Annotated in this window: 17 protein-coding genes and 1 tRNA gene; 8 read left to right on the forward strand and 10 right to left on the reverse strand. The window is 63.1% G+C overall.

Annotation, left to right across the window (positions count from 1 at the left end; genetic code table 11):
* Positions 1-9: 9 nt before the first annotated feature.
* The 4 genes from BLV57_RS36850 to BLV57_RS36860 form a co-directional block, all read right to left on the reverse strand.
* Complete coding sequence (locus BLV57_RS36850) at positions 10-585, reverse strand: hypothetical protein (RefSeq protein WP_091297711.1); 576 nt, start codon at positions 583-585, stop codon at positions 10-12.
* A gap of 388 nt (positions 586-973) precedes the next feature.
* Complete coding sequence (locus BLV57_RS43495; RefSeq protein ID WP_176968975.1) at positions 974-1,447, reverse strand: hypothetical protein; 474 nt, start codon at positions 1,445-1,447, stop codon at positions 974-976.
* A 261-nt stretch (positions 1,448-1,708) separates the two neighbouring features.
* Positions 1,709-1,858 carry a hypothetical protein gene (locus BLV57_RS43500; RefSeq protein WP_176968976.1) on the reverse strand — a complete coding sequence of 50 codons (150 nt, stop codon included), beginning with the start codon at positions 1,856-1,858 and terminating at the stop codon, positions 1,709-1,711.
* A gap of 9 nt (positions 1,859-1,867) precedes the next feature.
* Positions 1,868-2,137: a hypothetical protein gene (locus tag BLV57_RS36860; RefSeq protein WP_143047241.1), complete on the reverse strand. Its 270-nt coding sequence runs from the start codon at positions 2,135-2,137 to the stop codon at positions 1,868-1,870.
* Between the two features lie 379 nt (positions 2,138-2,516).
* Here BLV57_RS36860 and BLV57_RS36865 point away from each other — a divergent pair, with 379 nt between their 5' ends.
* Positions 2,517-3,779 carry a hypothetical protein gene (locus BLV57_RS36865; RefSeq protein ID WP_091297716.1) on the forward strand — a complete coding sequence of 421 codons (1,263 nt, stop codon included), beginning with the start codon at positions 2,517-2,519 and terminating at the stop codon, positions 3,777-3,779.
* 254 nt (positions 3,780-4,033) lie between these two features.
* On the opposite strand, the gene BLV57_RS36870 is transcribed toward BLV57_RS36865, so the two are convergent.
* Positions 4,034-6,580 (reverse strand): tetratricopeptide repeat protein, encoded by a 2,547-nt coding sequence (locus BLV57_RS36870; protein ID WP_176968977.1) that lies wholly within the window; start codon positions 6,578-6,580, stop codon positions 4,034-4,036.
* A gap of 292 nt (positions 6,581-6,872) precedes the next feature.
* Here BLV57_RS36870 and BLV57_RS44090 point away from each other — a divergent pair, with 292 nt between their 5' ends.
* Positions 6,873-7,289 carry a hypothetical protein gene (locus BLV57_RS44090; protein WP_245757664.1) on the forward strand — a complete coding sequence of 139 codons (417 nt, stop codon included), beginning with the start codon at positions 6,873-6,875 and terminating at the stop codon, positions 7,287-7,289.
* 246 nt (positions 7,290-7,535) lie between these two features.
* Here the strand turns inward: BLV57_RS44090 and BLV57_RS36880 are convergent, their stop codons facing one another.
* Positions 7,536-9,035, reverse strand: coding sequence for an ATP-dependent nuclease (locus tag BLV57_RS36880; RefSeq protein WP_091297719.1), 1,500 nt, complete (start codon positions 9,033-9,035; stop codon positions 7,536-7,538).
* Between the two features lie 1,451 nt (positions 9,036-10,486).
* Between BLV57_RS36880 and BLV57_RS36890 the strand changes: the two genes are divergently transcribed.
* Complete coding sequence (locus BLV57_RS36890) at positions 10,487-11,965, forward strand: helix-turn-helix domain-containing protein (protein WP_281244461.1); 1,479 nt, start codon at positions 10,487-10,489, stop codon at positions 11,963-11,965.
* Here the strand turns inward: BLV57_RS36890 and BLV57_RS36895 are convergent.
* The 3 genes from BLV57_RS36895 to BLV57_RS36905 form a co-directional block, all read right to left on the reverse strand.
* A complete protein-coding gene (locus tag BLV57_RS36895; RefSeq protein WP_091297723.1) occupies positions 11,954-12,304 on the reverse strand; it encodes a signal peptidase I in 351 nt (116 codons plus the stop codon). The genes BLV57_RS36890 and BLV57_RS36895 overlap by 12 nt on opposite strands.
* Positions 12,301-13,797: a transcriptional regulator gene (locus BLV57_RS36900; protein ID WP_245757665.1), complete on the reverse strand. Its 1,497-nt coding sequence runs from the start codon at positions 13,795-13,797 to the stop codon at positions 12,301-12,303. Before BLV57_RS36900 ends, BLV57_RS36895 begins: the two co-directional genes overlap by 4 nt.
* A 204-nt stretch (positions 13,798-14,001) precedes the next feature.
* Positions 14,002-14,382: a helix-turn-helix domain-containing protein gene (locus BLV57_RS36905; RefSeq protein ID WP_091297725.1), complete on the reverse strand. Its 381-nt coding sequence runs from the start codon at positions 14,380-14,382 to the stop codon at positions 14,002-14,004.
* Positions 14,383-14,726: 344 nt separating this feature from the next.
* Here BLV57_RS36905 and BLV57_RS36915 point away from each other — a divergent pair, with 344 nt between their 5' ends.
* The 5 genes from BLV57_RS36915 (at position 14,727) to BLV57_RS36935 (ending at position 20,098) form a co-directional block, all read left to right on the forward strand.
* Positions 14,727-15,062, forward strand: a complete 336-nt coding sequence (locus BLV57_RS36915) for a WhiB family transcriptional regulator (protein WP_091297737.1) — start codon at positions 14,727-14,729, stop codon at positions 15,060-15,062.
* Positions 15,059-15,388 (forward strand): hypothetical protein, encoded by a 330-nt coding sequence (locus tag BLV57_RS36920; protein ID WP_091297739.1) that lies wholly within the window; start codon positions 15,059-15,061, stop codon positions 15,386-15,388. Before BLV57_RS36915 ends, BLV57_RS36920 begins: the two co-directional genes overlap by 4 nt.
* Positions 15,385-16,086 carry a hypothetical protein gene (locus BLV57_RS36925; protein WP_091297741.1) on the forward strand — a complete coding sequence of 234 codons (702 nt, stop codon included), beginning with the start codon at positions 15,385-15,387 and terminating at the stop codon, positions 16,084-16,086. The genes BLV57_RS36920 and BLV57_RS36925 overlap by 4 nt, the downstream gene beginning before the upstream one ends.
* The gene (locus tag BLV57_RS36930) at positions 16,079-18,196 is read left to right on the forward strand and encodes an FtsK/SpoIIIE domain-containing protein (RefSeq protein ID WP_091297746.1); all 2,118 of its coding nucleotides are present in this window, start codon (positions 16,079-16,081) and stop codon (positions 18,194-18,196) included. The genes BLV57_RS36925 and BLV57_RS36930 overlap by 8 nt, the downstream gene beginning before the upstream one ends.
* Positions 18,197-18,346: 150 nt before the next feature.
* Positions 18,347-20,098, forward strand: coding sequence for a recombinase family protein (locus BLV57_RS36935; protein ID WP_091297748.1), 1,752 nt, complete (start codon positions 18,347-18,349; stop codon positions 20,096-20,098).
* Here the strand turns inward: BLV57_RS36935 and BLV57_RS36940 are convergent.
* A tRNA-Leu gene (locus tag BLV57_RS36940) sits at positions 20,077-20,163 on the reverse strand. The genes BLV57_RS36935 and BLV57_RS36940 overlap by 22 nt on opposite strands.
* Between the last annotated feature and the right edge of the window lie 24 nt (positions 20,164-20,187).

Genomic DNA, 20,187 nt, shown 5'->3' on the forward strand with positions numbered 1-20,187 from the left:
ACAGCGCCCTCAGGCCTGGGTGCGACGGCGGCGCAGGGCCCAGAAGCCGAGTCCGCCAGCCCCGGCGACTGCGGCGGCGCCACCGGCGATCGCGGCCGTGCCGATCCCGCCTTCGTCGGCGGACGTGCCACCGCCGGTCTGCGGAGCACCCGATGGCTTCGCCGCGACCTGCGGCGCCTTGGTCTCAGCGGCGGGCTGCGGCTTCGGCTTCGCGGTCTCCTTTGCCGGCGCGGGCATCGTGAAGTCGACGGCCGGGCCCTTGCCACCGGTGTCGCTGCCGCACAAAGCCAACGCGTAATACTTGCCCGGCTTCAAGTTCTTGAAGGAGACGGTCTGCTTGTAGCCGTCCGCCTTCATCGGTGCGCGCTCGATGACACCGGCGCCGAGCTCGACGTGCTGGCCGTACATCCCCTCCGCCTCCTCGTTGGGCTTCGCGCAGGTGGCGTGCAACGTGACCGTGCTGCCGGAAATGCTGACCGAAAGCGATTCCTGGTGCAACGGCGCGTTCCCGGCCAGCGCCGCGACCGGCGAAAGCAAAGCGAAACCAGCGGCGGCACCGGCAACGACAACAGACTTGCGAATCATTTCAATTCCCCAGTTGATAGGCACACGGATAACCCCGCGTGAATTAAGTATTTCCCCTGAATCCCAGCGCCGGAACCGCGCTTCAGCGTTCCAACACCCCTAAAGACGCCCACCCCGGACGAAGGTTCCCACGTTTGGTAACGAGATGATATCGACGCTGAGAGCACCCCGTGTGGGCACAACAGCGCAGAGCCGGTGGGGCCCACGCGCTAACACAGCCGATGAACGACACCGGAGGAACACCGGCGGTGGCGTTGCCGCTGTGTCAGTATCCTCCATCTTCTTTTCGCCTCGTCGTGTCTCTCGCTCCCGGTCACCGCTGTCGTGCGGACACGGTGGGCGCCCTGCCACTTCGACTATCGAACTGGTCGCGTGCGCCGGGTTGGTGTCAGCGCGCGGGGCTGATAGAGGCATCATCTCCGGTGTGCATCTCGACTCCGACACAGCGAGCACCCCGCACCGTGCCCGGATTGTCGACCGGCTGCCAGCGACTGCTGCCATCCTTCTCCCGCAGATACGCCAGGCACTGCACCGGATCCAGATCCCGTGGACGCAGGTTCAGCGCGCCGACCGGACGGCACGCGGTCTCGCTGTGCAGACGGAGAAGGCTGTCGCGCTCGGGATCGTCGCCGGTCGTGGCCGCGGCCTCGTTCACCTCCCGTAGCGCCGCATCCGAGAGAGCACGCCGGTTCAACGGCGACCGCCGCGGCTTGCGGACCTTCCGCGCCGGGTTGGCCATCTCCATGATCAGCTCGTCGTTCTCCGCGTGCCGATAGATACACCGCACCGCCGCGATGAAATTCTCCTTGGCGCTGCGGCCTCCCCCGCGAGTTACGCCGCACCACAGCGTGCACGCGGGCATGCTCGGCAAGCTGCTCGATCTCGGTCGGACTCGGCTCGTCCAACCGCCGGTCACCCCACCGCTGCTCCAGCACCTTCCAGTACGAGCCGTAGGACTGGGCGATCAGCGGCGCGAGCGCGGCGGCAATCTCGGGAATGTACTCGCGGAACGTCGGCACCGCCGGCTTCGGCGCGGCCGTGGACATCAGATCGAGCGGGTCCACGCCCATGCGGGACAAGACAAGTCGTGCCGCGTCGAGGACTTCCGGGGACAGGTCAGTGGTCACCGGTCCTCACCGCCGAGCAGCGTCTCGTGGTAGCCGACCACCATCGCGTCCAGCGCGGCCATCGGATGCACCACCAAGACCCGTTGCACCGGGTCGGCGACCAGCAGCACCCGGTCCCCCGCCCGCACAGCACAACGCCGCCGCACCGCCGCAGGCTACACGGCATACCGGCCGCCACGAACTTCCAGCAGACCGGCCGGATGCGGCTGCACCACGACAGCCGTCCCGAGGACGCTGAGCATCAGACGCTGACCGCGAACCCAGCCCAGCGCCCGAAACAGCGAGCTGTCCGAGACCCGGCCCGGGGCATCGATCCGGCCCAGCCCGTACTGCAACGCACCCGTACGAGCCAGATCCGGAACCTCGACCAGCGGCAACCCCGGCCGCCGGGCATCGAGGAGAAGAGTGGAAACAGGCCCGGTCATGCCGACCACCGCCGGGAACCGGCGAAACGCCAAAACCCGACGACAGTCAACGCTGTCATCGGGTTGTGAGCTGCTATCCTTCGGCGCTGATCGCGCCGGGGAAATTTCACCAAGTTTTGTGTCCGAGGACGGAGCTGCACACTAACCACACGCTTGAAGTTGCCTCAGTGACGGCTAGCTTCCCGCGTGAGATCGAACCGCCGACAGAGGCATGGGCACCACATCCCCGCTCGGCACAACAGCCCCTTGGAGCCGTGCCGCACACCTTTGGCCTTATGTCCTTGGGCACTCGTTCTGTCATGGGACTGCACGTCGGTCGGCCAAGCAGCCTCTCGATCCCGGCCGTGAAAGTGTCGGAGCCTCGTGCGACGCTGATGGCATGCGTGCTCGTGATGACGACGGTGTCGAACTGAACGCGGACTTCAGTGTGGAAGCCGCAGGCGGATGTTTGAATCTGGTGCTGGAGAGTGCCGGCGGGAGGGCGGCCGGAGCGGATCGTCCGCGCAACCATCAGTACGTTCCGGCACTGAGGTTGCTACTGACACGCTTGCGCGATCAGCAGGCCGTCCTGCTCTCGGCCCTGGTTGCTTCCACGAGAGTGTCCGGCCTGTCCGAAGCGGAACGGACACTTGTCAAGGGACCGCGGAAACTCGCTGAGGTCGACGACATCGAGCAGCTGCGACTCGAAATCACCAGTGCTCAAGGCCGCGTCGGCCTGCCGACAGGAGCGTCAAAGGAAGGCAACAACCGCAAGCGGATCCAGCTTCGGCTCGACGTGCCTGGATACGGCCTCGACGACGCAGCACAGCTCGCCGCGGACCTCGCCGCCCCGAGTGCCGTCACGACCGGCCAGCCGGTGAAAGCCTACGGTTTGCCTGAGGCGAAGGACCTGCTCGACGCTCTCATCGGGGTCGAGATCCGGACCGTGGCCGGCCGCCCGAACACGGTGCTTGAGGTGCGCGTCGCTCACGTGCTGGTGAAAACGGACCGTTCGCCCGACGGCCAAGTGGTCGACATCGGCGAGGTCCAGCGCGGCTTGGACAAGCTCGCCGAACACGGGTCGGTCCGGGTGACGGTCGACGAGCTGGGCCACCGAAGCGCGTTCGTGGGTGCGGTGCTGGCGACTCTGCCCGGCGCCCGGTTCACCGGCTCGCCCGCTGAGGTGACGTTCGACGAGCCGTCCGGCGATGAGGTGGCAGAAGATCTCCACTTCGGCGAACTCGATGCCGTCGCCAAGGTCAAGGTTCGCACCGAGCAGGCGAAGCTGCGCAAGTTGCTGGCTCGGGGCGCGACGTCCGCGGTGTGCGCGCTTTGCGGAGACCAGTACCCGCTGACGTTCCTCATCGCCGCGCACATCAAAAAGCGCGCCATCTGCACTGATCAAGAGCGAAGGGACCTGCTGCACGTCGCGATGCTGGCGTGCTCCTTCGGCTGTGACTCGCTCTACGAATTAGGCTGGGTCACTGTTGATCAGCACGGTATCGTGCAAACGCGGTCAGGTGACAGCTTCCCCGAAGGAATCTTTCGAAATCGACTTCTGCATCTGCAAGGTCGAGGCTGCGCAGCCCACAGCGTCGACTCCGAACCTTACTTTGCCTGGCACCGAATGACTGTATTTGCACCCAGCGACTCGCAAGTCTAGCTAAACCTGACGGCAACCTGTTTCGGAGATGCCTCTACGATGACAGAGAAGGTTCCTTGATGCGAGGATGATCGCGCAATCCCAGCCCTGCAGAAGCAAAGCGAGCGCGCACATCGCAGCGGAAGAGCGCCGCAGCTGCGCCACTGACCACTCGGCGCAGAATCCAATCCAGCGGCGAAGTTGGACCGGACGCACGAGGCGGCGTTTACATGCCCAAAAGGCGCCAAAAGTTTAAATTAACGCCAATGACGCGCCTAATCTAAATTAGACGTCAAAAGCGTCGTCAGCTCATCAACATCGCATCCCGTGACAGCATGCAGTTGACGGAAATCCTGCAAGACCGCTCGGATATCAGCCGGTTCAGCACCGCAAGCAAGAGTATTGCGCACCTGCTCGAACGCTTCTTCTCTATTGCCGAGCGCGAGCTGATAAACTGAAATATTGAATGCCCGCAAATTGACCAGCGAGCCTGTATCTATTTTTTCTCGTTCACAGTCAATCGCCAATCGCAATCGAACGTACGCCGCGTCAGCGCCACCAAGGGCAAGCATAGCAAGTGCGGACAGGTATAGCGCCCATCCATATCTCGGCTCAATATCGACAGCGCGGTCGAACTCTGCAAGGGCATCCTCATTTCGCCCCATCGACAAGTAAACTTCACCTCGAATAACTATTGGGCAAACATGTTTTGCGTCGAGGGTTATGGCGCGATCGAGATCGCATAGCGCTTCCTCGTGTCGACCCAACAAGCGAAAGATTTGAGCACGGTTGACAATGGCCGACGCATGACTCGGGTCAAGTTCGACGGCTCGACTGAAATCTGAAATTGCTTCCTCGTATCGTCCCATGAGCAAGTATGTATGACCCCGGTCAGCAATAGGACATGCATGCCGTGCGTCGAGATTAATGGCGCGATCAAGGTCGGCTAGCGCCTCCTGATGCCGACCCATCAATCGATATGTATTGCCGCGACTAATGATTGCCCATGTATATTTGGGGTCAAGGTCGATAGCGCGATCAAAATCGGAAAGCGCGTGTTCGTATTGCTTCATAAGCTCGTATATTCGACCTCGACAAGCAATAATTGAGCCGTCATCCGGGCAGATCTCAATCGCTACATTCGCATCATCTAGCGCTTCCTTGAGTCGCCCGGTTTCCCGGTATGCAATGCTTCGCTCGTGGCGTGCCGTCGCCCGGCGTCGAATGTCAAGCATTGGGTCGTCTACTAGTTTAGTCAGCAAAGCGATAATATCTTTGTTGTTAGCAGATGATGAATCACGAAGCGCTTTTCCCAGCTCCGCAACGGCGGCACTATTAGTCTCCTTGCCGGCTTGCTCGATCATCTGCGTCCATGGACCTATCAAAGTTGGATGCCACGCGATTACATCAACGAGGCCGCCCAGCACCTCCGGCAGTGCAGCTGTCGCCTGAGCGCAAAGGAAATGGTATGATTCCTCCAGTGTAAATTGCTGCCAGTCCCGAGATTTCAAGGCAGCACGACCGGATAATGCCAGAGAATCCTTCGCTGCACGATAGTGTGCCGTAAGACTCTGATGTCGATTCTGCCATTCGACCACCGAATGTCGACGAAGGACCCTGAGCATTGCAGTTCGTACGACCTCGTGATAACGGTAGCCATCCGCCTGTTCCATCACAAATGGCAACTTCCGAAGCCAAGCGAAATGCTCGTCAGCGGACTGAGAACCCGCGACTGCCGCGAAAACGTCCCGATCTAGCCGACGAGGTAGTGCACCATGAACTGCAGCAGTGCGGCGGTTCTGGTCAGATTCCCACTTCAGGAATCGTTCTACCGCACTGCCACTGGGGTCATCAATCGCGTCCACAGCCTCCGGCTGAGCGCTCGCAAGTGCGGCCACCCAGACTGGAAGGCGTCCCGATAGCTCCAGGATTACCTCAACTACTTCGGCATTGGTAACGCCTCGGTCGTTGAGAAGTTGGCACACTTCGGAATTGGTGAAAGGTTCCAGCGGATAGTCAGTCCGAATCGGCAGGTAGTCGCTCCATCGATTCGCGTCCAGAGCGCCTTGTCCTGCGATCGTAATTAGAGAATTACCTGGCAATTGTCCATATCGGCCCGCAAGGAGGTCCAACAGCCAACGCTCCAGAAAAGCGCCAGTCTGTTCGTAGGTGTCAACAAATAGCGCAAATGATCGACTGCTCGCAATAGCCGTCAAGTCGCGAACGAGTGCTGTGGTAAACACCTCAACTGGCGACAGAATTAATCGCACGTCCTCATAGTTTCGGAACTTTCCAACCAGAAAGTCTCGAAGCTTTTCGAACTGACCCGCGACAGCGTCCCCGCTCACTTCTTTCGCAACCGCTCCGAGTACGGGAATATCTCCAGCGACGCGCAGGCCAACTCTCAAAACCGTACGCGCAAGTATTGACGAGATTTCTTGCGACATGGTTGGATCTGTTTCTAGTTCGTGTCGACGCTGCCGATAGTCCGAAAGTAAGCTGGGAAACTCGCGACACCGCCCACCCTGACTAGCCAGATCTGAGACGACCGTCTCGATCGCAGTCGGCACGTCATAAACCGACTCGTTGACATACGCAGTCAGCATCTTGTTCTCCCGAGCGATCCGAGAGAACTGCCGCATGAGAAACGTTTTTCCAACTCCAGCGGCACCGTGTAGGCTGTACAGGAATTGTCGGCGAGGATCCGTCATCGGCAGGAACAGATTGGCTTCAAACTGATCTAGCTGTTCTCGCCGCCCCACAAAACCGCCGGTCTGGCGCCGCCGGATAAGCTCCTGCAGCGTTGGAACATGGTCTGCCACGATCAACTCCCCATCCGCCTCCTAGAACACATCAGGATGTAGCCGCCAAAGCGAGATTGCCAGATCTTTGTGTCAAAAATACACGAATGGAGCAACACTTATCGTCGTTAAGGTTTAATTCTGCCCAGGCCAATCAGGTCTGCACGTTGGGTATTTTCAGACTGCTGACCAGTTTTCGCTTATCGTGCCCCGGTTTGCGGCCTACGGAGTGAAGCTGTGGGTTCCGGAGTTCGGCGGGAGGTTCGACGCTCGGAACCCGTCGCACAAGACGCTGATGAGTGTGCTCGGTGGGATGAGCGAGTCGGAACGTCAGCATGTGCAGGCCCGAGTGCGAGCGGCTGTGGATGCGCAGGAGGTGGGCCGGATCTATTCGCGGCTCGCGTTTCAACAGGCACTGCTCGACATCGAGGCGCCCAAAGTCGCAGCCGCCTACAGGCTGCTAGCGAACGAGGCGAAGGTCCAGGTCGGTGGACAGATGAAGACAGTGTGGCAGAAGCCGGTGCGCACCGAGGACGCCGAGATGAATCTTGACGAGCACTATGACCGTAGCCCCGTTGATCATGCTCGGGATCACTGCGTGGCGACGATGCGCGCGGTGCTGCGGCATGGGCGCGTGCCCGCGGCTCCGAAGTCGCTTCTCCATAAAGGCCCTGCGTGCACAGAGTCAGGGGTTTCGAAGGCCCACGATCTCAGAGAGGGTCCGGCCTAACAGATGCCTTGGGAAGGCGCCACGCCTGCGGGTATGTGGCTAGCCGCCCACCTCGTAGCGATCGGCAACGCGATGGCGACCGCTTCAGCGGAGTTGATGGTCACAGGGTGGGCTGCCGGCAGCTCAGGGCGTCTTTGGTATAGCTCGCCCGCCTGAACGAGGCGGGCCACGACGGCGGCGACATGTTCGAGCCGGGCGCCTTGACAGGTGGCCAGGCGCCCGACTTAGGGCAATGCTGTTACAAATTTAGGAAAGCAATGGAGCACGAGGTCCGCTTACCGGCAGGAATTCTCCGATCTTCTCTACAATACTTTCTACTTCGCTTGGGACATGCTGAGCCCAGATGGAAAGAAAGGCGCTTCTGGCAATAGATTCAGCAATGAAGCCCAACCGATCCCCAATCTGAACGAACAGCAGATGTGGATCTCTATTGGACATGGCAACTTCCTTAGAGATTCGCAACACCTCCGCTTGCTGGGAAGTTGGCAGATGGAGCGCGAGTGCAATCTTCGGGGCCAGCTCCTCCGCCGCGTCGAGAACCGTATTGAAAACATGCAGCTCCGGCGAGGACCCTGGCAGCTTGACTATATGAGAATTTTCGTCTTCGTCTTCTGCGGCGTCGCCGTCGAGATAGCAGAAGCTCTCGACTGAGATGCTTGGATCTTCCATGCGGGCTCGTTGGACTTGAACGGCGGTCGACGATCCGTTCATCTTATGCACCTGAATTGCATCCAATGCAACGTTGCCATAGTAGCGAAGACAAGTTTCTACCCAGTCCCTCGCGAAGTCATCTTCAACGTAGAGAACTAATCGCGAATCAACGTTTCCCGTTATGGAACGGAGAGCCTCTATGTCGAGTTTTCCCTGCTGAACACGTCCATCTAGTGCAGCCCAAACGGCATAGTCTGGCAATGCTTCTAGGGCGCCCTCAGAGTGAGTGGTAAAAATAACCTGAATCTTCTTTCGCGACGCAACATCGATAAGGTAGTCAACCATCTTTCGCGTTGCGACGGGATGTAAACCGTTTTCAATCTCTTCGATGAGCGCCATGCTGTAGTCTGGCGCCTGCTCAATCTCAGCAATCATGCGAATGACACTCGACTCACCTGCGCCGAAATGAAACTCGGAGTAAGACTCGCCAACACCATTCACGCCCGCCAACAAGGAGACTCTTCCCTGTTCGTCAATGCTCATCTGCGAGAATGAACTAATATCCTTGCCTAAGATCTTGCCAACAGCATGAACTGTATCAACACTAAGGTTTTTTATGTTGATTTCCGGAACGGAAAAGCTTGGAGATGCGCATCTCTGCAACTCTGGCCGTTCGTTCGCGGGAACTGTTCGCGACACGCCGAATACCAGAACGACCCTATCCGGGGCGTCCCGCCTCCAGCGAACCGACTTGAAGCTCGCCGTTCTTTGTATAACTCCTTGAGGAAAATCTCTATCAAGGATCTCATACTCTGCCTGCCAGTCTGCCATCGAGTTGTCAAACTTGCCACTTTTCGCAAAGAAGCGTCGTGGCAGAATACTCTTGTAGGCGCATGCGGCAGCCCCAATTACCGTCGTCTTGCCCCCGCCATTCGGCCCGACAATAGCCGTAACTGGAAAATCGAAGCTAACCGTCGCATCCGTTAAAGCTCGAAGTCGTGTTATATGAACCTTGCGGAGATACTTTCTATAGTTTTGCTTAAGTACCCTTTCGCGCAGTTCGGTTAATTGCGATGGGCGAATTTCGGACTTCAAATGATGGCTCCCCGACTAGGCCAAGCGGACGTGATTACCAGTCTTCCGGCTCGCCAATTGCGTTACTGCTCGTTGTCGATCGGCGCCTAGACGTAATGTCCACGTGACCGAAATCGCTGTTCCTGGGTGGGCGATGCCGCCCACCCAGGAACAGCTCACGTGGGTGTCACGCCGGGTCCGCCTCGGCCAGCCCGAGAGCATGGCCAGTGTCGGCCGCCGTCACACTAGAAAGTGCAGCTGTCAGTCGTCATATGCTCGGCGTGACGGGTCCGCATGCACTCCGAACTGCAGAGACAGCAGCAGTGACGGGCGGGTCGGCTTGCCCGCATCCGTCACGGGGATGCCAACGCAGCGTCGAACAGCAAATTTGACACACCTCTGGATACCCGTCACATGCTGCGACGCCGACCCTCCAGCCCGCGTTGGCCGCCGCATTAGCCAACAACTTGACAGGTTGTGGTGACGATGCTCTGCAGCGTGATGTTGTGTTCAGTTAGCCACTCGCGCCTGAGTTCCGTCTACCCGGACGGAGGTGCGCAGCGCCTGCTTTTATGCAGCTTTGGTTGGCCTCGACGGCCGGGGAGTCTTCTGTAAGCACGCGAAGCACGGCATGCCAGCCAGCACGGTCAATAGCTCCAACTCACCATGTCCGAAGCTAGCGCCGCACAAAGCCGTAAGCCGTTCAGGAACTGGAGCGTCGATCGGTGACACTTCGAACAGGTGGACCATGCGCTTGGTCTCGCCAACCACGCCCGACATGGGGCGCGCTTTGAAGAGCGCCATCATGCGCCTCGCAAGGTGTGACGTCCGGCGGGGGCAGGTGTCGTCCCACCTGTCCCCGCCGGAGTCATCCGGCCGTCGCGCCTCGCGCTCGACGCCCCGCCAAAGGCGGAGCGGGGCTGCGGAACGGCCGGGCTCTCCGGTCGTGGCTCGACCGGAGTCTCGGGCTGCCGGGGTGCCGGAGTGGCAATGTGCCCGAACAGCTGGCGTATGCGTCCCGGCTTGCGGTGCCGAGTCGGACGCCTCAGGCGACGCTCAACGACAGGGAGGCTCGCGCGGGCGTTGAGGAAGGCATGGCAGCGTCGGCATTGGCGGGCAGGCGGGAGCAGCGACGAGGCGATCAGGAGGACGTGACCGCATACCGAGTCGTAGCGCCCCTCGCTACGTTCGACTCCGAGAGCCATCTTCTCGTCGGTCACTGCGTGGTCCTGGCCGTCGCTCATGCAGCGATGCCAGGTCACGTAGAGACGCGGCTGTCGTTTGCCGCGGTCGCCGCTGGTCACGGTCGCCCCTCTTGCCGTTGGATATGTTGAAATCATCCAAACGCTGAAGCGCCGAGCGACCCAGAGCAGAAACGTCGGACTTCAGTGGCGCGGATGTGGCACTCAGCGTCTTCACCTGCAGATATGGCTGCTACGCTGAGTCGACATCAACGAGAGCGAGGTGTCCTGGTGGTCGGTGTTCGACGGCGCATAGAGCTTGTTTCAGCTCGCAAGGCGGCCGGACTCACCCAGGAGAAACTCGCCGAGGTCATGCGCGTCGATCGCTCGACGGTCATCCGCTGGGAGGCAGGCGAGTACGCTCCGCTGCCGTTCCAGTGGCCGAAGCTGGCGAGGGTGCTCGGCCGGTCGACGGACGAAGTGCGGGACCTGATCGACGTGCGCCAGGCATCGGGCCCGCTGACGCTGGGGTCGGAGCTAGGGCCTGCGTTCAGCTGGCTCGATCGGCACGCCAACTGGACGCCGGGCACGACCCGCAGTCGAGTCGAGGCGCAGGCGCCCAATCGGCGTGCGGCGCAGGTCGCCGACCGGCGCCGCGTTGGTGAAGCGTTGGCGTGCTACTACGGCAACCCACCTGCTGACCACGCGATGTATCAGGCTCGCTGCGGGCAGATCGAGGTGCAAACCAGCATCTTGACGAGGCCGGAATGGACTGAGCTGTTGTGTCCGCTGAACTTCGAGAGCGACCGAGTTGCGCTGGTGCCCGACGTTGAGCAGCCGCGGCGAAACGTTGACGAGGGCGCCGCGGTTCGGCGGCTGGCGGAAGCTGCGGCCGACGGCGTGCGGATCGCGGATGTCCCGATCTACAGACTGGTGCAGCTCGAAGCCGGACCAAGCTCGATCGCAGGCAAGGTCGGCTTGGCTCCGTTCGTTGAGTACGCCCTGACTGCGGATCTGCTTGAACGAGAGCTGACCGATCGCCTTGCTGCCGGAAAGCAGCTGCGAGCGGGAAGCGTTCCGCTGCGGGATCGGTACTTGCCGGACTTGGCGGCGGTGCTCGACCCAAGTGGCCGACTATGCGCAGGTGGCGTGCTCGCGTTGACGGCGATCGCGCGACCGGCCGACCCGAATCGAGGCGGGCCGGACTATCTGCTGCTCGTCCAGGAGAGATCCGGGCGTGTGGTGAACGCGCCGGGTAGGTTGGCGGTCATCCCCAAGGCGTTCCACCGGCCGCTTGCTGACCAGCGAGCCGACGCGCGGATCGGGGCGACGCTGCGGCGTGAGCTGGAGAAGGAGTTGTTCGGACGCGCCGACGTCGACAACACCGCAGGTGGACTGCGCGCGGCCGATCCCATGCATCCGAGCAGGCTGTCGGCGCCGATGCGCTGGCTGACCGAGGAACCGGGACGGCTGCGGATGGAGTGCACCGGGTTCGGGTTCAACCTGGTGAGCGGCAACTACGAGTTCGCGAGCGTGGTCGTGGTCGACGACGAGGAGTTCTGGCCGCGGTTCGGCGGGAGCATCGAGGCGAACTGGGAGGCGGACGGGCTGCGTTCGTATTCGACGCTCGACGGTGACCTAATCGCGGAATTGGTCGCGGATGAGGCGTGGACCAACGAAGGCCTGTTCGCGCTACTTCAAGGCTTACGTCGGCTTTCGGAAATAGGTGGGGATCGGGTGAAGATCCCCACCGTCGAGCTAAGTTGCTGACGGCCAGCGGACCGTCAGGACGACGGAATCCGCCAACGCTTCCCAGGAATGGTCGATTCCTGGTCCCCACATCACGTAGTCGCCCTGGCGGGACATGGTCTTGCTGCCACCGCTGACTTCGATGTGAAACTCGCCCGAGACGAGCATGACGAGCGTGGTTCGCTGGTCGTCCGAGGTCCACTCGGGACGCTTGTCACCTGCGGGGTGGTTGGCCCACTTAACTTCTACGTCCTTCGACGACCGGACGCCCTGCGATGGGTCGATGAAATGGCCGACCAGCCAGCCGCGGGTGCCGGCTGCGTCCTCGTTGGCGTTGCCGGCGGTCCAGCCGTCGCTCACCTGCTGATCTCCCATTCGATCGGGGGCAACTTCACGCGGGCGCCGCCGACTTCTGCGAGGCGTCGAAGTCCTTGCAGCATAGCGAACAGGCCTTCGTTGCTCCATGCCGTGTCGCCGAGTAACTCGGTGACGAGTTCCTCATCTTGGGTGGAATATTGGTGCAGGGTCGCGGATTCCCAATTCGCCTCGACCACGCCGCCGTAGCGCGTCCAGAATTCCTCGTCTTCGATCACGATGAGGCTGGCGAATTCGTAGTTTCCGCTGACCAGGTTCAGGCCGAAGCCGGTGCACTCCATCCTCAAGCGCTCGGGCTTCTCCATCAGCCAGCGCATCGGTTCGGACAGCCTGGTCGGGTGCATCGGGTCCGCCGTCAGCGAGTCGCCCAAGGTGTTGTCGATGTCGGGGCGGCCGAACAGCTCCTCTTCCATCTCACGACGGAGCGTGGCGCCGACCTGCGCGTCTCGGCGGACGTCCGTGAGCGGCTGGTGGAAGCCCTTGGGGATCACGGCTAGGCGTCGAGCAGCGTTCAGGACGTGGCCGGACCGCTCCTGGACCAGCAGGAGGTAGTCCGCCTCGCCGCGGTACGGGTCGGCCGGGCGAGCGATCGCGGTAAGCGCGAGGACGCCACCGGCGCAGAGTCGGTCGCCGACGTGGAGGACAGCCTGGAGATCGGGAAGGTAGTCGTCTCGGAGCGGCATCGACGACGAGCCTGCGGCGATCGCGTCCACCAGCTCGGCTTCGAGCAGGTCCATCGTCAGGGCGTAGTGCACGAAGTTGGCCACGCCGAACGAGCCGCCGAGCTGGTGTTCACGGATATCAGTGCTGAGCAGGCGATAGATCGGGCTGTCAGCTAGCCGAGTGTTCATGGATAGCGTCTCGGCGAGCCGCTGAACGGCGCGGTCCGCGGCGTGCGCATCGAGTTCGAAGTCGGGTTCGGGCCGCGCGCTGGCGACGCCCAGCCGGTCGTGCGGCGGGCGAAGCTCGCAGTCCAGGTCTAGCCAATCGGCGCAGGTCAAGACACTGGTGTTCACGGTGTTCGCGCCGACGTTGCCGGTGTACAGGCCGTGGTCGCCGACGCGGCCGCCGTAGTAGGTAGTCAAGGCGTCGGCGACGTCGCGCCTGCTGACCCAACCGCGTCGGGTCGCGCGGTCGCGGAGAGCTTGGCTGTCGATCGCGCCGACGCGGGAGGCGACCGCGCGGCGGGCTGTGCCCGGCGCCCAACGTGCGTGGCGGTCGATCCACTCGAGTGCCGCGCCGATGTGGGGGTCGGCGGCCATGCGTGCGTCGGCGGCCGTGGTCGCCGAGCTGTCTGCGGCTGGAGCTTCGCCGGTCAGCTCGGCGAAGCGTGCGCGCTCGGCGTCTGTCGCCTGTTCGAAAACCGTGTCCAGGATCTGTTGCATGTCGGATTGCTGGCGAAGGTCTGGCTTCTGGCGCCAGGACGCGACTGTTCGCACGCCGATTCCTAGCTTCGTCGCGAATTTCTCGTTGCTCATGCGCAGCGCTGATTGGAGCGCTGATGCGGTTTGTCCGGTCCAGTCGTCTGACCGATTCATTGAGCCGCCGGAATGGCTGTGTGCAGCGGATATGCAGTAGTCGTGCACTGGTTGTGCACTGGTGATGCATGGGAACGCGCGCCTATTCGGGCTTGAATTTCAGGTATGGAAATCACCTGGTTCACCAAGTCGAATCGCCCGGCTCTATCGCTTCGACTGAACATGCTTGACCACGGTCGCGAGGCTCGACTGGACGTCCTCCAGTCGGTCCGAGATGTCGACCATGCGCTGTTCGAGCGCGTCGAGCCTGGACCACAGTTCGTGGCCGTCGTCGACGGGTTCGTCGGGGTGCGGGGGCGTGCGGTTTTGCAGCACTGCCAACAGATGTTGCGGGTGCCAGCCCAAGGTCGACGACAAGGCTTCGAGCGTGCGGGCGCTGCGGCGCCGCTCGACGGTGTGGTGCTGCAACTCGCGGACGATCGCCTGCGAGACGTGCGATCGCTCGGCCAGCTCGCGTTGACGCCAACCGAGCTCGTTCACGCGCATGCTGATCGCCTTGGCGACTGCCGCCCAATCTTCCGTCACGTATTCCTCCGCGCTCCGCCTCAGCGCTGAGATTAGCGGTTCTTCGAGCATTTGCGGCATCGCCTAGTGCATTGCGGGCGGCGCGTCGGACAAACGCGCTCTCACGAGCGCTGAAATCAACAACATAGTCTTGAAATCATCAGATTGGTCTTACTTATGAACACGCAATTGACCTTCCACACCATTCACGAAGCCGCCTGGATCTTGGGTGTCTCGCGGTCCGCCGTGAGCCGGGCGATCCGGATGGGCGACCTGCGGGCTACCCGATGCCGGTCCGGTCTGCGGGTGTCGTCGACCGAGCTTGCTCGACAGCTCGGCGCCCCGAAGCGGGACGGAGGTGCGGCATGTACGCCGACGACCTCTGGCTGATTGGCATCGCATGGCGGCTGGACCGCCTGCGGTGGGTTCCCTCGGACGTCCTGTCCGACGTCGTGACCAGCGACGGACTCTGTATGGCGCCGTCACCGGCGGAGGAACCGCCCGACGCGCGGACTGACTGCGAGCTGGCGAAGTTGGTTTGCGGTGGGTGCCCGGTTCAGGACGAGTGCCTGGAGCTGGAGTTGCGCACGGCTGGTACGGACACGGTCGGAGTCTGGGGCGGGATGACCGATGACGATCGTCGGGCGCTTCATCCGCACTGGCTGCGGCGCGGCGAACGAGTCGAGCGGGGTGTCCGATGAACGGCATCAACGTGACGCCGACGCAGCTTCTCGCCGGGGTCGGTGTGCTGCTGGTGCTGTTCTGGGTCTGGCGAGCCGGGGCGTGCCGTGCGAAGGCGGCCGCTGAGGCAACGCGGAGTGGTGCGCGGCTGGTCTCACTGGTCGGCCGGGTGTTGTTCAACGCCGGGTTGATCGTGGCTGTTCAGTGGGTTGTGATCACGCATCCGGGCAACCAGTGGCTGCTACTCGCCGTTCTCGGGCTGCCTGCGCTGTTCGCCTCGTACGCGCTGACCAAGGCGATGACTGTGACCACGGTCGACACCTCGAAGCGGGGTGGTCGGCGATGACGCGGGCGCAACAGCTGGCCAAGGATGCGGCCGAGGCCGCGGAGGTGCGGGCGTACCAGACCGATCCGGACGTCGTGGCGCTGCGCGTCGAGCGGGTGCGTCGGCAGGTGGACTGGATGTGCTGGTCGGGGATCGTGCTCGGGCTGGCCTTCACGATGACCAACGTGCAGACCTTCGCGTCGGCCGGGACTCGGCCGTGGTCGCTGCCATGGCTCGCGGCTTGGGTGCTGGACCCAACGGTCTCGCTCGTGCTGCTGGCCATTCTGCGAGCCGAGCAGGTGACTGCTCGGTACCAGGTGCGGACCGGCGGATTGGTGCGACGCGCGAAGTGGTTCACGCTCGCGGCTACGTACGTCATGAACACGTGGACGTCCTATGCGGACGGTTCGCCTGCCGCGATCGTGCTGCACTCGGTGCCGCCGCTGGTCGTGTTCGTCGCAGTCGAGGCGATCACCGATCTACGGGAGAAGCTGACCGATGCCGTGATGGCGGCGGCCGGTGAACGGCGAAGCGTTCACGTCGAAGCCGTGAAGCCGGGGCGGCGCAAGCTGTTCGCGGACTACTTGGCTGACGCGAGGACGAGCTGGAAGCCGGGAGTTGAGGTCACGCCAGCTTGGGTCCGGCAGGTCACGGGCTGCTCACGTGGACTGTCACCGCGAGTGGCGCGAGCACTGGTCGCGGAGGTGACCGATGCCTGAGAACACCTTGCCGGTGAAGGCGGGCCCGGTGCTGGGCGCCGAGCTGATCGACGACACGTTGCCGCAACCGCGTCCGCGCGAGAAGAGTTGGTTCACGTTGTGGTGGCGGCACTCGCCGAGGGTGCCGCTCTGGCTCAAGAACGGGGCGCACGCGAGGCAGGCGGCGAAGGACGCGGTCGTGTGGCTGGTGAAGTCGCCGTGGCGGTTCGTCGGCGCGGTGGTGCGCGGGATCGTGGTTGGTGCCCGGTGGTGGCGTAGCTGGGTCACGGTGCGGGACTACCGCACGGCGGCCGAGGAGTCGGAGAAGCTGGCTGACAAGTTCGCGGAGATCCGGGCGCTCACGTTGTTCCGCTGGAAGGTGACGGGCGCTGTGCTAGCGGTCGTTGCGATAGTGACCGCGGTCGTCCACCTCGTGTACGGCGCCGATCCACTGTGGATCGGTGGAGCCGCTGTGTCGGTCACGCTGGCAGTGCTCGGTCGGAGGAAAGACGGGAGTCCGGGACGAAAGCCTGCCTTGGCCGGTCCGCGCACGCTCACGTGGACGATGGACCCGCAAGTGCTCGTGGACGCTTACCGGGACGCAAAGCTGATCGGCAAGGACGAGACTCTGCGGCTGGTCGAGCGGGCGACTCGCATCGGTGATGGGTGGGCTGTCACCGTCGATCTGCCAGCGACGCGCAAGGCGGCCGACGTGGTCAAGAACAGAGAAGCGCTCGCGTCGGCGCTCGCGGTGGACGAAGTCCAGCTGATCGTCGAACGCGTCCGCGGCAACGGCGGTCATGCCGGACGGGTGGCGATGTGGGTTGCTGATGAAGACCCGTACGCCTCACCACCGCTGCCTACTCCCCTGCTCGGGGTGACGCGGTGGGATGCGTGGCGCCCGGTGCCGTTCGGACGGGATGCGCGTGATCGGCGGATCGATCTCCCGTTGGTGTGGACGTCGCTGCTTGTTGGCGCGATTCCTAGGCAGGGCAAGACGTTCGCCGCGAGGCTTGCGGCGGCTGGGCTGATTCTGGACGCGTGGGTTCGGCTGTATGTGGCGGACTTCAAGGCGGGTAAGGATTGGGACGCCGCGGGTCAGGTGGCGCACCGGTTCATGGCTGGCGACGAACCCGAACACGTCTTGGCGCTGGTCGGCTGGCTGGTTGAGCTGGTCGCGGAGGTTCAGGGCCGGTTCAGGCGGATGCGAGACCTGGACGACCTGACGTGCCCGGAGTCGAAGGTCACGCCGGAGATGTCTCGCGACTCGGCGTTGAACATGCCGATCACCGCGATCTTCATCGACGAGGTCCAGGTGCCGTTGGAGGACCGGACTCCTGTTGAGGTGCAGGGAAAGAAGCTCATGGCGGGTGAGTATGTCGGCGAGTTGTTGACGTGGCTGGCGAAGAAGGGGCCAGCGGCCGGGATTGTGCTCGTGCTGGCCACGCAGCGGCCGGACTCGAAGACGATTCCGTCCGGGCTGCGGGCGGTGCTCGGGTCGCGGTTCGCGCTGCGGGTAATGGACTGGCGTGACTCGAACATCGTGCTCGGCGAGCAGATGAACACCCGTGGGTTCGACTCCAGTCGGCTGCTGCCGTCGCACAAGGGCGTGGGCATCCTGCGGCCGGACGGCGATACGGCGGCCGGTGCCGATGTGCTGGCGATGACCGTGCGGACGTACTACATGCCGAACGAGGACTGGCAGACCATCTGTCAGCGTGGCCGCGCTCTCCGCGAGGCCGCTGGGACGCTGACCGGGCACGCCGCTGGACAGGACACTGCGCCACTGCTGGACCATGCGGCCGTGGTGAAGGCGATCGGCGCTGGCGCGACGGGCGGGCCGACTCAGCCGCTGCCCGAACCTCTCTTGGCGATCGTCGATTACTTGGGAGACGACCTCGACGATCGGAAGTTCGTGCCGACCGCGGAGCTGCTTGAGTTGGTCGGGCTCGATTCGCGAACGTTCGCCGAGCAGATGGCTGAGCTGGGATTTCGGCCGACGCGGGACCGGGTGACGACCGAGGAAGGCGAGACGCGGCAAGTCCGTGGCTACCTGACAGCTGAAATCAGAAGTGCGGTCGAGCGGCTGACCAGCGGCTCGTCGCTGGTCGACGGGGACGGCGCCCGATGAGCACCGATCGCTCGGACAAGCACTCGATTCGAGTTACGCTACCTGTGGGATTGCCCGAGTTGACGCCTGCTGTTGCGCGGGGGTTGCTGGCCATTCTGATCGAGCTTACTGAGGTGCCGGTCTTGGACGGACCGGTCGAGGAGGTGAACCGTGACCGCTGAAATCAGCAGTGACCCTTGGTCGACGTTGGACGAGATGCTGGGGCTCCAGGTGGCCGACCCGGTCGACGACGGGATCGGGGCGTTGGCGGTCTACGGGCGATGCTCGACCGAGGACAACCAGGACCCGGAGACGTCTCGCGGCTGGCAGGTCGGGAACGCACGCAAGTTCGTCGAGCCGCTCGGCGGGCAGATCGTCACGGAGTTCTTCGATGTCGGGCAGTCGCGTTCTGTGCCGTGGGAGCGGAGGACCGAGGCAGGGCGATTGCTTGCGGAGCTGAAGAACCCGCGGCGAGGGTGGAATGCCGTGGTGGTCGGCGAGGGCACGCGTTGCTGGTTCGGTAACCAGTTCTCCCTTATTGCGCCACGATTCGCGGCCTACGGGGTCGACCTCTGGGTGCCGGAACTGGGCGGGAAGTTCGACGCGCGGAATCCGTCGCACAAGATGCTGATGAGCGTGCTCGGCGGGATGAGCGAATCGGAGCGCCAGCACGTCCAGGCTCGCGTTCGCGCGGCGATGGATGCGCAGGTGATCAACGAGGGACGCCATCAGGGTGGGCGTGCGCCGTACGGGTACGTCGTGGCTGATGGCGGACCGCACCCGAACCCGCGTAAGGCTGCGGAAGGGTTCCGCTTGCGGGTGCTGGTGGTTGAGGACGAGTCGGCCGATGTCGTGCGGCGGATCTTCGCCGAGTACCTGGAAGGTCGGGGTGACCGGGCGATCGCCAAGGGGCTCAACCTGGATCGGGTGCCGTGTCCGTCTGAGCGGCGGCCGGACCAGAACCGGCATCGGCTTGCCGATGGCTGGCAAGGCGGGACTGTGCGGTCGATCCTGGAGAACCCGCGTTATACCGGGTACGCCATCTTCGGGCGGTGGACCAAGCACGAGACGTTGCTGAACCCGGACGACGTGGGTGCGGGTCACGTCGTCCGGTTCCGGCGAGCGGAGCCTGACCGGGTTGTGCGATCCCGACGATCTGCGCACCCGGAGATCGTGTCCGTTGAGACCTTCACTCAGGCGCAGCTCGTTCGTCGATCGCGGGCGGCAGGTGGGATGCGTGGCATCGCGAAGCTGGAACGGGAGCGACCCGCCACGAAGCACACCTACCTGATGAAGGGGCTCGTGCGCTGTGAGATCTGCACGCGGAAGATGCAGGGCGCGAAGATCCGGACAGGCATCTACTACCGGTGCCTCGCACGTACGCTGGCGCCGGGCTCGGCGGTGCTGGCCGACCACCCGAAGACAGTGAACCTGCGCGAGGACGTCATAACGCCACCCGTCAATGCGTGGCTGTGTCAGGTTTTCGACCTGGCCAACCGTGATGAGACGGTGGCCGCCTTGGTCGGCACGCAGCAGGACAAGCCGGATACAGGCCGGAGCGTGGTCGCGAAGCAGTTGAAGGACGCAGAGGCCCGGCTGCGGCGGCATCAGGCAGCAATCGAAGCGGGAGTAGACCCAGCGGCGCTGGTCGACGCGATGAACCTTGCCCACGCGGAGAAGAAGGCCGCGCAAGCAGAACTGGAGCACCTGCCCGAGGCGGCGACGGTAGACGCGGCCGAGGTCTACGCCATGCTCGACTCGCTCGGCGACGTCGCACGCCATCTCAACTCGCGAAACCCTGAGCGGATCACGCAGGTCTACCGCGACCTGGGCTTACAAGTGGTCTACAACAACAAGAAAGAGGCCCTCGATGTGAGAGCCTCTTTGCGTGTGTCTAACGTTGGTGTCCGAGGGGGGACTTGAACCCCCACGTCCGTTAAGGACACTAGCACCTCAAGCTAGCGCGTCTGCCATTCCGCCACCCGGACTTGATGTAAGAAGACTATACGCCG

Source organism: Amycolatopsis xylanica (assembly GCF_900107045.1).
GTDB classification, from domain to species: domain Bacteria; phylum Actinomycetota; class Actinomycetes; order Mycobacteriales; family Pseudonocardiaceae; genus Amycolatopsis; species Amycolatopsis xylanica.

Excerpts from the sequence above, each read along its gene's own strand:
- BLV57_RS36850 (WP_091297711.1), bottom strand. The coding sequence starts at position 585 with ATGATTCGCAAGTCTGTTGTCGTTGCCGGTGCCGCCGCTGGTTTCGCT.
- BLV57_RS43495 (WP_176968975.1), bottom strand. The coding sequence starts at position 1,447 with ATGCCCGCGTGCACGCTGTGGTGCGGCGTAACTCGCGGGGGAGGCCGC.
- BLV57_RS36860 (WP_143047241.1), bottom strand. The coding sequence starts at position 2,137 with ATGACCGGGCCTGTTTCCACTCTTCTCCTCGATGCCCGGCGGCCGGGG.
- BLV57_RS36865 (WP_091297716.1), top strand. The coding sequence starts at position 2,517 with ATGCGTGCTCGTGATGACGACGGTGTCGAACTGAACGCGGACTTCAGT.
- BLV57_RS44090 (WP_245757664.1), top strand. The coding sequence starts at position 6,873 with ATGAGCGAGTCGGAACGTCAGCATGTGCAGGCCCGAGTGCGAGCGGCT.
- BLV57_RS36900 (WP_245757665.1), bottom strand. The coding sequence starts at position 13,797 with ATGAGCAACGAGAAATTCGCGACGAAGCTAGGAATCGGCGTGCGAACA.
- BLV57_RS36915 (WP_091297737.1), top strand. The coding sequence starts at position 14,727 with ATGTACGCCGACGACCTCTGGCTGATTGGCATCGCATGGCGGCTGGAC.
- BLV57_RS36920 (WP_091297739.1), top strand. The coding sequence starts at position 15,059 with ATGAACGGCATCAACGTGACGCCGACGCAGCTTCTCGCCGGGGTCGGT.
- BLV57_RS36925 (WP_091297741.1), top strand. The coding sequence starts at position 15,385 with ATGACGCGGGCGCAACAGCTGGCCAAGGATGCGGCCGAGGCCGCGGAG.
- BLV57_RS36930 (WP_091297746.1), top strand. The coding sequence starts at position 16,079 with ATGCCTGAGAACACCTTGCCGGTGAAGGCGGGCCCGGTGCTGGGCGCC.